General features: G+C 47.1%; 11 protein-coding genes. All 11 read left to right on the forward strand.

Annotated features, from left to right (window positions below; translation table 11 throughout):
• The first annotated feature begins 2 nt into the window (after positions 1 to 2).
• The 11 genes from E8L90_RS05855 (at position 3) to dapA (ending at position 11,487) form a co-directional block, all read left to right on the forward strand.
• A complete protein-coding gene (locus E8L90_RS05855) occupies positions 3 to 944 on the forward strand; it encodes a bifunctional riboflavin kinase/FAD synthetase (RefSeq protein ID WP_137028396.1) in 942 nt (313 codons plus the stop codon).
• Between the two features lie 133 nt (positions 945 to 1,077).
• Positions 1,078 to 1,347 carry a 30S ribosomal protein S15 gene (gene rpsO / locus E8L90_RS05860; RefSeq protein WP_015891708.1) on the forward strand — a complete coding sequence of 90 codons (270 nt, stop codon included), beginning with the start codon at positions 1,078 to 1,080 and terminating at the stop codon, positions 1,345 to 1,347.
• Between the two features lie 266 nt (positions 1,348 to 1,613).
• The gene (pnp, locus tag E8L90_RS05865) at positions 1,614 to 3,761 is read left to right on the forward strand and encodes a polyribonucleotide nucleotidyltransferase (RefSeq protein ID WP_137028397.1); all 2,148 of its coding nucleotides are present in this window, start codon (positions 1,614 to 1,616) and stop codon (positions 3,759 to 3,761) included.
• A 158-nt stretch (positions 3,762 to 3,919) separates the two neighbouring features.
• Complete coding sequence (locus E8L90_RS05870; protein WP_137028398.1) at positions 3,920 to 4,897, forward strand: polysaccharide deacetylase family protein; 978 nt, start codon at positions 3,920 to 3,922, stop codon at positions 4,895 to 4,897.
• Positions 4,898 to 5,009: 112 nt separating this feature from the next.
• Positions 5,010 to 6,263, forward strand: coding sequence for a M16 family metallopeptidase (locus tag E8L90_RS05875; RefSeq protein WP_137028399.1), 1,254 nt, complete (start codon positions 5,010 to 5,012; stop codon positions 6,261 to 6,263).
• A 72-nt stretch (positions 6,264 to 6,335) separates the two neighbouring features.
• Positions 6,336 to 6,596, forward strand: a complete 261-nt coding sequence (locus E8L90_RS05880) for a YlmC/YmxH family sporulation protein (RefSeq protein ID WP_137028400.1) — start codon at positions 6,336 to 6,338, stop codon at positions 6,594 to 6,596.
• Between the two features lie 137 nt (positions 6,597 to 6,733).
• On the forward strand, positions 6,734 to 7,636 hold the full coding sequence (dpsA, locus tag E8L90_RS05885) for a dipicolinate synthase subunit DpsA (protein WP_016743359.1): 903 nt from the start codon (positions 6,734 to 6,736) through the stop codon (positions 7,634 to 7,636).
• Complete coding sequence (locus E8L90_RS05890) at positions 7,633 to 8,229, forward strand: dipicolinate synthase subunit B (protein WP_007719213.1); 597 nt, start codon at positions 7,633 to 7,635, stop codon at positions 8,227 to 8,229. Before dpsA ends, E8L90_RS05890 begins: the two co-directional genes overlap by 4 nt.
• A 57-nt stretch (positions 8,230 to 8,286) precedes the next feature.
• Positions 8,287 to 9,327, forward strand: coding sequence for an aspartate-semialdehyde dehydrogenase (locus tag E8L90_RS05895; RefSeq protein ID WP_137028401.1), 1,041 nt, complete (start codon positions 8,287 to 8,289; stop codon positions 9,325 to 9,327).
• A gap of 11 nt (positions 9,328 to 9,338) precedes the next feature.
• Positions 9,339 to 10,565, forward strand: a complete 1,227-nt coding sequence (gene dapG, locus E8L90_RS05900; protein WP_137028402.1) for an aspartate kinase — start codon at positions 9,339 to 9,341, stop codon at positions 10,563 to 10,565.
• Positions 10,566 to 10,620: 55 nt separating this feature from the next.
• Positions 10,621 to 11,487: a 4-hydroxy-tetrahydrodipicolinate synthase gene (gene dapA, locus E8L90_RS05905; RefSeq protein WP_137028403.1), complete on the forward strand. Its 867-nt coding sequence runs from the start codon at positions 10,621 to 10,623 to the stop codon at positions 11,485 to 11,487.
• Positions 11,488 to 11,493 lie beyond the last annotated feature (6 nt).

The raw sequence follows: 11,493 nt of genomic DNA on the forward strand, positions 1-11,493 counted from the left end.
CCGTGAAAACGATCTACCTGACATACCCGTTTCCGTCTGACCTGCAAGCGAATCCTTGTGCGATTGCACTGGGGTACTTTGATGGTGTACATATTGGGCATCGCCGTGTAATCCAAAAGGCGATTGATACGGCGAAAGCAAACGGATGGCAAAGTACGGTAGTGACCTTTGATCCGCATCCTCGAGAAGTATTGGGGCAAAGTGGTTATACCCGCTATTTGACACCACTTGCAGACAAGCTCGAGCAATTCGAAAAGATGGGCATAGACACCACTTATGTGATGAAGTTCGATATTAGCTTTGCGGCTATTTATCCAGAAGATTTCATCGCAGAGTGCCTTCTCCCATTGGAATGCCGCCATATTGTCGTTGGCTTCGACTACACTTTTGGTTATCGCGGGATGGGAACTGCCCATACCCTGCAAGAAATGAGCAAAGGTCGCTATGGGCTGGACATCGTGGGTCCGGTTAATCGCTTGGGTGAAAAAGTGAGCAGTACAATCATTCGTGAATATCTTCATCATGGGGATGTCGAGCAGGTTCGCCATTTGCTAGGCCGCTCCTACAAAGTGCGCGGGACAGTCGTACATGGCGACAAACGCGGTCGAACCATTGGCTTTCCTACAGCGAACGTCCAAGTGAATCAGCCGTACTTGATCGGAAAGAATGGGGTCTACGGTGTTCGCTTTACCGTGGATGAACAAAGCTACTATGGCGTCATGAACGTTGGGATCAAGCCAACATTTGAACTGGAGAAAAAAGAAAAGTCACTAGAAGTGCACATTTTTGAGTTCTCTGGTGAAATCTATGACAAAGAAGTAGAAGTAGAGTTCTTGTTCTACATTCGGGAGGAACAGAAATTCGCTGGAGTCGATGCACTCATCGCACAAATTGGCCGAGATGTACAAAAGGCGAAGCAAAAATTCGCAGAGGGAATCTCGTAAAGGATTCTCTTTGCTTTTCACAAAATGGTATGCTATAATTCAAAACGTTGTACAGATAACCGTAGCTTGGCTGTCCGATTCTCACCGACGGCAGACTCGGCGAACGGTATAAAAAATGAGGAGGTGAGTCATGATGGCATTGACTCAAGAACGTAAAACTCAACTGATTCAAGAGTTCCGTACTCATGAGAACGACACCGGTTCACCGGAAGTGCAAATCGCTATCTTGACCGAAAACATTAACAATCTGAACGGACACTTGCGTACGCACAAGAAAGATCACCACAGCCGTCGTGGTCTCTTGAAAATGGTTGGTCAACGTCGTAACCTGTTGACATACCTGCGTGAAGCGGATGTTCAACGCTATCGTTCGGTTGTAGACCGCCTGGGTCTGCGCCGCTAATCAGCGTCTTGTAAAAAGCGGGTTCTGCCCGCTTTTTCTATCGTGTAGGAGGGTTTAGCGTAGAAATGCGCTAAGCCCATCCGATACGAGTAAAAAGGCTTGTGAACGATCTAGTAGTTTTCATTAGCTTCAAAAGAAGCTTTTTTTATTATCTAGAAAGACTGCCAAAGGTAGCCATTTAATTTTTATCATGGCAGGAAATAATACATATAGGTAGAAAACAAAGTGTGAAACGCACATTGTTGTGAAGGAGGACTGCTAGCATCATGGAGCAACAATACCGTACATATGACTTCGAACTGGCAGGCCGAAAACTGACCCTGGAATTTGGCAAAATGGCTAAACAGGCGCATGGTTCGGTCTTGGTTCGTTACGGCGATACAGCAATCCTGTCCGCAGTTACAGTCTCGAAGGAACCAAAACCACTTGATTTCTTTCCATTGACTGTCAACTATGAGGAGCGTCTCTACGCGGTTGGGAAAATTCCTGGCGGCTTTATTAAAAGAGAAGGACGTCCAAGTGAAAAGGCAATTTTGGCTAGCCGCTTGATTGACCGCCCTGTCCGCCCTCTTTTTGCAGAAGGATTCCGTAACGATGTACAAATCGTAAATACTGTTCTGTCTGTGGATCAAGACTGCTCGCCTGAAATCGCAGCGATGATCGGTACTTCCGCAGCGCTTTCCGTTTCGGAAATTCCTTTTGAAGGTCCGATTGCAGGAGTGATCGTAGGACGAATTGACGGGGAGTTCGTCATTAACCCTACGGTAGCTCAAGCGGAGAAAAGCGATATTCACCTGACTGTCGCAGGTACTCACAAAGCGATTAACATGGTGGAAGCAGCTGCGAATCAAGTACCGGAAGCAGTCATGCTCGAAGCGATTATGGCTGGTCATGACGTTATTAAGCAACTGGTAGAATTCCAGAACATGATCGTGTCCGAAATTGGCAAGCAAAAGATGGAAGTTATCTTGCATGAGGTTAATCCTGAAATCGATCAAGCTGTGCGTGAATTTGCGGAAGCTCGCCTGAAAGAAGCTGTCCGCATCGAAGAAAAACAAGCACGCTACGATGCTATTGACGATATCAAGGCTGAAACCAAAGAGCATTTTGCAGCCAAGGACCCTGAAGCATATCCAGAGCAGGAAAAGATGATTAGCGAAGTACTTGGCAATATTGTCAAGGATGAGGTTCGCCGTCTGATTACGGATGAGAAAGTTCGCCCTGATGGACGCGCTCTGAACGAAATCCGCCCGCTGTCCAGTGAGACAACCATTCTTTCCCGTACACATGGCTCTGCTATGTTTACCCGCGGTCAGACGCAAGCGCTGAGCGTTTGCACATTGGGCGCGCTGGGAGATGTTCAAATTCTCGATGGACTCGGTCTGGAAGAATCGAAGCGTTTCATGCACCACTACAACTTCCCGCCGTATAGCGTGGGTGAAGCACGTCCGTTGCGTCCTCCAGGGCGTCGTGAAATCGGACATGGTGCGTTGGGTGAGCGTGCAATCGAGCCGATCATTCCATCTGAGGTAGAGTTCCCATACACGATTCGTCTCGTATCCGAAGTAATTGAATCCAACGGTTCCACATCGCAAGCGTCGATTTGCGCAAGCGTACTTGCCTTGATGGATGCAGGTGTACCGATCAAAGCACCGGTAGCAGGTATTGCGATGGGCTTGATCATGAGCAAAGATGAGAAATCTTTCTCGATCCTGACTGATATTCAAGGTATGGAAGATCATTTGGGAGACATGGATTTCAAGGTAGCGGGTACAGAGGCTGGTGTAACAGCTATCCAAATGGACATCAAAATTTCCGGTATCAACCGTGAGATTTTAGAGCTGGCCTTGGAGCAAGCGCGTGTAGGTCGTTTGCACATCTTGAACCATATGATGAGCACGATTTCCGAACCGCGTAAAGAACTGTCTCCTTATGCACCAAAAATCATGACCATGACGATTAATCCGGAGAAAATTCGCGATGTAATCGGTCCACAAGGTCGTGTCATCAATAAGATTATCGAAGAAACCGGCGTAAAAATCGACATTGAACAAGATGGACGTGTCTTCATTGCATCCATCAACCACGAAGCGAATCTGCGCGCGAAACAAATCATTGAAGATCTGGTTCGTGAGGTAGCTGTTGGTCAGGTGTACCTGGGAACAGTAAAACGCGTAGAGAAGTACGGTGCGTTCATTGAATTGTTCGCAGGTAAAGAGGGCTTGTGCCACATCTCTCAACTGGCTGAAGAGCGTGTAGCCAAAACAGAAGATGTTGTCGCAGTTGGTGATAAAGTAGAAGTGAAAGTGACCGAGATCGACGACCAAGGTCGTGTGAATCTCTCTCGCAAAGCAGTTTTGAAAGAGCAAGCTGCTTCGGCACAAGCTGCTGAAACACCAACAAAAGCAGAATAAAGAAAAACAAAAGGCTTCGTCACTCGAAGAAATTCGTGTACGGAAGCTTTTTTCTTTTATGTGCCAGATGCTCTCGTTTCGTATGTCTAAGTCGTTCCTTCCTCTCATACATTGGACAAGAGAGACTCGTACGATCGATAGAGGAGGGCGACGCCCTGATGACGAATAGGACCAGGAAACTTTTGTTCATCGTTATATATGGAGCTGCGCTGATTGTTCTCTTGAATTTTCAGCCTATTCATCAATATATTAGCACGATCAAAAATGTCCAAGTAGTGAATGGGGATCGAAACGAAAATGAAAAAGCACGTTTACGGGCGCAGATTGAAAAGTGGAAAGAGGGCAGAGAGGAACAGCCGATAGATGCCGTCGTCGATCAGACGTGGAAGGCGATTCCCGGCTATAATGGCCGCGTAGTCGATGTAGAGGAATCGCTCAATAAAATGCTAGCTGCGGGAGTGTCCAGCCCAGATTTGTTGGTATACAAGGAAGTACCTCCAGCGGTTTCGCTTGAGCAATTGGGAGCACAACCTATCTATCGAGGAAATCCGAACAAACCAGCGATTTCTTTCATGATCAACGTGGCTTGGGGAAATGAGTATCTCGATTCGATACTCAATACACTCGATAAACACAACGTAAAAACAACCTTCTTTTTGGATGGATCATGGGTAAAACGTTATCCAGAAGAAGCAAAAAAAATCATGGCACGTGGTCATGAGATTGGTAATCATGCGTATTCTCATCCCGATATGAACACACTAGGGACTCAACGGATTCATCAAGAGATAAGTCGTACGCAAGATGTTATTTTTAAAACGCTGGAAGTGAAGCCTTCCCTGTTTGCACCTCCATCTGGTGCTTTTGACCAACGTGTTGTAGAAATCGCGCATTCTTCTTATCAAATGAAGACGATTCTCTGGACGGCAGATACGATAGACTGGCAGAAACCTTCCCCTGCTTATGTGATCAATAAAATAAGCCGGAAAATGGAGAATGGAGTCCTTGTACTCATGCACCCTACTTCTACCTCCGAGGCCAGTTTAGATCAACTTCTGACAATCGCCAAAAAGAAGGGGCTCCAGCCGTCGACTGTCTCGGAGGTTATCTCGAGTCGTAGACTCCCGCCACCGTAAATACATGTTCATTTATTGTGGAGACAAAGGAAGTTTGCTATAGTTAGACGTGTTTACAAGAAATTCCCCGAGGTTTCGGGTAGAGACAGATGAACAACCGAGGAGGATTTACGTGATACAACGTCATACGTGTGATAACGGTCTTCGAATCGTGACGGAACGGATTCCGTCCGTTCGCTCCGTTGCCTTAGGCATCTGGGTAGGGACTGGTTCGAAATATGAAAACGAGAAAAACAACGGGATTTCCCATTTTCTCGAACATATGTTTTTCAAAGGCACGAAAACTCGTTCTGCTAAGGAAATTGCGGAAACCTTTGATGAGATTGGCGGGAACGTGAACGCCTTTACTTCGAAGGAATATACCTGCTATTACGCAAGGGTACTCGACCAACATGCTCCAATCGCTCTCGATGTTCTTTCCGATATGTATTTCAACTCGGTATTTGATGCAGATGAGCTCGAAAAGGAAAAGAACGTCGTCATTGAAGAGATTAGCATGTATGAAGACACACCAGATGATTTGGTACATGATTTGATTGCACGCGCTTCGTACAGCACACACCCGCTAGGCTATTCAATTTTGGGTACGGAAGATGTCCTACGCAGCTTGAAGCGTGACGATTTGCTTAGTTATATTGACCAGCATTACCTGCCTACGAATACGGTGATTACGGTCGCGGGTAATTTTGAAGACAGTTTGATTGAAGATATTCAAAAGCGCTTTCAGACTTTCTCACGTCCAGGCAGTATACCGACCTTGTCAACTCCTGATTTTGCTGGAAATGTGATCGCACATAATAAGGCAACAGAGCAAGCGCATTTGTGCCTGTCTTTACCTGGGTTTAAAGTAGGACATTCCGAAGTATACTCATTGATCTTGCTGAACAACGTGCTGGGTGGAAGCATGAGCTCGCGTCTATTCCAAGAAATTCGAGAAGAACGCGGCTTGGCATACTCTGTTTATTCCTATCATTCGTCTTATAAAGAAGCGGGTACGTTCCACGTGTATACAGGAACGGCACCCGAGCAAGTAGGACAGGTATTTGACATCGTCTCGCGCGTCCTGCGCGATGTCGCTGATCATGGAATTACGGACAAAGAGCTAAACAAGGGAAAAGAGCAACTGAAAGGCAGCCTGATGCTCAGTTTGGAAAGCACGAATAGCCGTATGAGTCGACTTGGCAAAAATGAACTCTTGCTGGGCCGACACCTTAGTCTAGATGAGATCATCGCCAAAATTGACCGTGTTTCCCATGAATCTGTTTTGGCTGTGGCGCAGCAGCTGTTCCGTTCCAAGATGTCTATGGCGATGGTGAGTCCTCTCGATGGCTTCCCTGAAAACGTGAAAAACGATATTTTGTTGTAAACAAAAATCCGGCATAGCCCGGATTTTTTTGCGTATATCAACAGTAAATGAAAGGACAAAGGGGGCTTCTCCATGCGTTTAAGCGAGTTGGGTGGGAAGGAGATTATCGGACTGGACAACGGCGAGAAAATGGGAGTTATCAGTGATTCCGATTTAGTCATTCATCCCGAAAATGGTGCGATTCAATCCATCATCCTGCCAGGAGGTAGTTTCTTTGGGTTCGGCAAGAAGCGAGAGGACCTCGTCATCCCATGGAGTTCCATCGTAAAAATTGGGCCAGATATGGTCATCATCCAGCTTAATGCGCCTGAGGCACAAGCTTCTCAAAAGTAGGCGCTACTGTCACCGAAGTAACAGGAGCGGAATAGGATGGGGGTAGACCGCATGGATTTCCGTCAACTTTTCCAAAAGGAAAACCTTTGCGTTCCGATCATTTAATGCAGTAAAATGTGTGGAAAGGGGAACGCAGCATGCTAACGGGCATACATGTTGCCTTCATCGGCGGAGACGCTCGCCAGTTGGAAGTCATTAAGCGATGCATACAACTGGATGCTAGCGTCACGTTAGTTGGCTTCGACAACCTGGAAAGTAATTTTACAGGGGCAACGAAGAAACCATTAACATGCGATGTGTTGAAAGACGTGGACGCCCTCATCTTACCCATCGTAGGGACCGATGACCAAGGATACGTGGAAAGTATTTTCTGCTCTAAACAACTGCAGTTGCTAGACGAACATGTGGCGAGTCTGCCGAGTCATTGCGTGGTTTACACGGGAATGGCAAAGCCTTATCTGAAAAAGCTGTTGGCTTCCACCCAGCTTCCTCTCGTAGAGCTTTTGGATCGTGATGACGTAGCTATCTATAACTCTATCCCTACTGTAGAGGGAGCGTTAATGATGGCGATTCAACATACGGATATTACGATTCATGGATCACAGTCAATTGTTTTGGGATTGGGCCGAACAGGTTTGTCCATGGCTCGAGCATTGCATGCGTTGGGGGCCCGCGTAAGAGTTGGGGCCAGACGTCAAGAACACTTGGCACGCATTTATGAGATGGGATTGACTCCCTTCCATATAAGCGAAGTAAGGCAACAGGTTACGAATGCAGATTTCATTTTTAATACCATCCCGCAATTATTACTCACGGCAGAAGTGATTGCTCAAATGCCTCAATCGGCGTTTATTCTTGATCTTGCCTCCAAGCCAGGAGGAACAGATTTTCGTTACGCTGAAAGACGAGGTATCAAAGCTCTTCTTGCTCCCGGATTGCCTGGAATCGTTGCACCTAAAACCGCTGGACAAATTTTGGCCCAAACATTGTCTCGTCTGATTGCGGATCAAAGGAAAGCGCCAGGAGGGGATGCAACATGAGTAAGCTTCAGGGAAAGACCATTGGATTTGGTTTGTCTGGATCGCATTGCACCTTTGAGGAAACCATGCCGCAAATTAAGCGATTTGTGGATGCTGGAGCACGGGTGGTTCCGATCGTATCGAATACGATTATGACCACGGATACACGCTTCGGTACTTCGCAAAGCTGGCAGCAACAAATCAAGGAACTAACAGGCGAGGAACTTATTTCGACGATTCCTCAGGCTGAGCCGTTGGGACCTTCCAAGTTGTTGGATGTCATGCTGATTGCGCCCTGCACGGGCAGTACGACGAGTCGACTGGCGAACGCCATTACGGATAGTGCCGTACTGATGGCAGCTAAAGCGACCATGCGTAATTTGCGACCTATTGTGATTGCCATATCCACCAATGATGGTCTGGGATTAAATGCAGCCAATATTGCCAAGCTGTTGGCTGCGAAAAATATGTATTTCGTGCCGTTCGGGCAGGATGCCCCGGATAAAAAACCGAATTCGCTTGTAGCTCGTATGGATCTCCTATTGGAAACATGCGAAGCAGCTTTGGAAGGTCGACAATTGCAACCCTTGCTCATCGAGAGATTTAACTACTAATAAGACTACAGAAAAAACAATAAACCTGCTTTTTCGCGATTAGGAGGAGAGTAAGAGATGGCAAACCAACTGACTTTCAATGTTGCTGTAGTCGGTGCGACTGGTGCAGTCGGACAGCAGATGATTCAACTATTAGAAAAGCGCAACTTCCCAATCAAACAGCTTAAGCTGCTTGCTTCTGGACGTTCTGCAGGAAAAACAGTCACCTTCAAGGGGCAAGAAATTGTACTGGAAGAGGCGACTCCAGACAGTTTTGCAGGGGTTGATTTTGCCCTGTTTAGTGCTGGTGGATCGGTCAGTAAGGAACTGGCTCATCACGCAGTGCGTCATGGTGCAGTTGTCATTGACAATACCAGTGCATTCCGGATGGACCCAGATGTTCCTCTCGTTGTGCCAGAAGTAAACATGGATGCTGCGCTCGCTCATAATGGAATCATTGCGAATCCGAATTGCTCTACGATTCAGATGGTTGCCGCTCTAAAACCCTTGTATGATCGTTTTGGTATAGACAGAATTATCGTTTCTACTTACCAGGCAGTATCTGGTGCAGGTCAATCTGCGATCGATGAATTGCTTGACCAGAGTCGAGACATTTTGGATGGGAAAGATCCGCAGTGTAACGTACTTCCCGTAGGCAAATTGCCTGTTCATCATCAGATTGCGTACAACGCGATTCCGCAGATTGATGTGTTCACGGACAATGGTTTTACTTATGAAGAAATGAAAATGGTTAATGAGACCAAAAAAATCTTCGGTGATGACACTGTACTTGTTTCAGCTACTTGCGTACGTATTCCAGTGGTCTACGGTCATAGCGAGTCGGTATATGTAGAGCTGAAACAGGATTTCGATCTGGCAGAAGTAAAGGCTCTGCTGAAAAACGCTCCGGGAATCGTGTTAGTAGATGCACCGGAGGAACAGCAGTATCCACTCGCTACTGATGCAACAGGCAAACTGGAAGTATTCGTGGGCCGGGTGCGTTGTGATCTCCATCATCCTCGTGGACTGCATATGTGGATCGTTTCTGACAATCTTCTCAAGGGTGCAGCATGGAATACAGTACAAATCGCTGAAGAAATCATAAAAGCAAGAGTATAGGGGAGAGGTTAGTGAAGATTCTCGTCCAGAAGTTCGGTGGTTCTTCCTTGACGACGGAGGATTGCCGGATGCGGGCAATCTACCATATGGAAAAAGCAATTGATGAGGGCTATGCCCTCGTCGTTGTCGTATCGGCGATGGGGCGCAAGGGTGATCCATATGCGACCGATACACTTTTGCAGTTGGTTCGTGCGAATGGGAACCAATTGCCGAGTAGAGAAATGGATATGCTGATGCATACCGGAGAAATCATCTCTGCTACAATCATGTGCAGCATGCTGAATGCACGGGGAATTAAAGCAACGATTTTGACAGGCGGTCAGGCAAATATAGTGACGAGCGACGACTTTATGAATGCGCAAATCATGTCGATCGATCCAGGTCGCATTTTGCAGGACTTGCAGGAAGGTCAAGTTGTGATCGTTCCAGGTTTTCAGGGACGTACAGCCGAGTGGGAAATTACGACACTGGGACGGGGCGGAAGCGATACGACTGCAACCGCTCTCGGTGTCGCCTTGAAGGCTGAAACGGTGGATATTTTCACCGACGTGGAAGGCATCATGACGGCGGACCCACGTATCGTTGAAGAAGCGCAGCGGCTCGGGATGGTGACTTACACGGAAATTTGCAACATGGCTCATCTGGGTGCAAAAGTTATTCATCCTAGAGCGGTGGAGATCGCGATGCACGCAAACGTGCCGATTCGTGTTCGCTCTACGTTTTCGGACGACCCCGGTACACTTGTTACGACTATGCTGGAGATCGGGAAAATGGGCTACACTGTAAACGACAGAGTCGTCATGGGAATTGCTCATGTACCGAACATAACTCAAATCAAGGTCGCGAACAAAGAAGGGTCTTACGATACACAGCTGCAAGTCTTCAAAACGATGGCAACCTATAACATCAGTGTAGATTTCATCAATGTGAATCCAATGGGTGTTGCCTACACGGTCCATGATGAAATGGGAGAAAAAGCTGCTCGTCTGTTAACGGAAATGGGATACGAGCCGCAGCTTTTGCCGCATTGCGCAAAAGTGTCCGTGATTGGGGCAGGGATGACGGGCGTGCCCGGCGTTATGGCGAGGATCGTGGAGGCACTTACACAAGAAGACATTCAAATTCTTCAATCGGCAGACTCTCATACAACCATTTGGGTACTCGTGCATGAGACGGATATGGTGAAGGCGGTTCGCGCACTTCATCAGCAGTTCAACCTGCATGTTCAACATAAGTAAGAGTATATCCTGACTTAAATACCTACTGATCACGATAAGAGGAGTTGGAAAGGTAGTGGCACGTTTTGGTAGACTGCTTACCGCAATGGTAACGCCTTTTAATGATCAACTTCAAATCGATTACGATAAAACAGAACGTTTGATTGATCATTTGATCGCAAATGGTACGACGGGGATTGTCGTCAGTGGAACGACTGGCGAATCTCCGACTTTGTCTCGTACCGAAAAGCTTGATCTGTTCCGTCATGTGGTTTCCTACGCAAAAGGAAGAGCCCACATCATTGCTGGAACAGGTAGTAATGATACAGCTTCTAGTATAGAGTTCACTCAAGCAGTACAATCCATTGGCGTAGACGCTGTAATGCTTGTTGCACCCTATTACAGCAAGCCATCTCAAGAAGGGCTTTACGCACACTTTAAGGCATTGGCTGATGCTACCGAGCTACCAATCATGCTGTACAATGTGCCAGGACGAACTGTTGTCAATATGACAGCGGAAACAACTCTGCGTTTGGCTCAATTGCCAAATGTCGTTTGCGTGAAGGAAGCCTCCGGCAACTTGTCGCAAATGGCGCAAATTATTGAACATGCTCCGGAAGGCTTTGAGTTGTACAGTGGTGATGATGGCTTAACCTTGCCGATCCTGTCTATCGGGGGAGTGGGCATTGTCAGTGTGGCGAGTCACGTGGTTGGCCGCCCTATGACGGACATGATGGACGCTTATTTTGCAGGTAATTACGCCGAGGCAGCAAGACTCCATCGAAAGCTATTGCCGATTTTTGAAGGTCTCTTTGCCTACCCGAGCCCTGGTCCGACCAAGGTCGCTTTAGAAAAGCTCGGCGTTCAAGTAGGGGGCGTTCGACTGCCTTTAGTCGAGTTGAACGAACAAGAAAAAGCATTTGTGCATTCTCTGCTTGTGTAACTCCAT

It is taken from the genome of Brevibacillus antibioticus, assembly GCF_005217615.1.
Taxonomy (GTDB): Bacteria; Bacillota; Bacilli; order Brevibacillales; family Brevibacillaceae; genus Brevibacillus; species Brevibacillus antibioticus.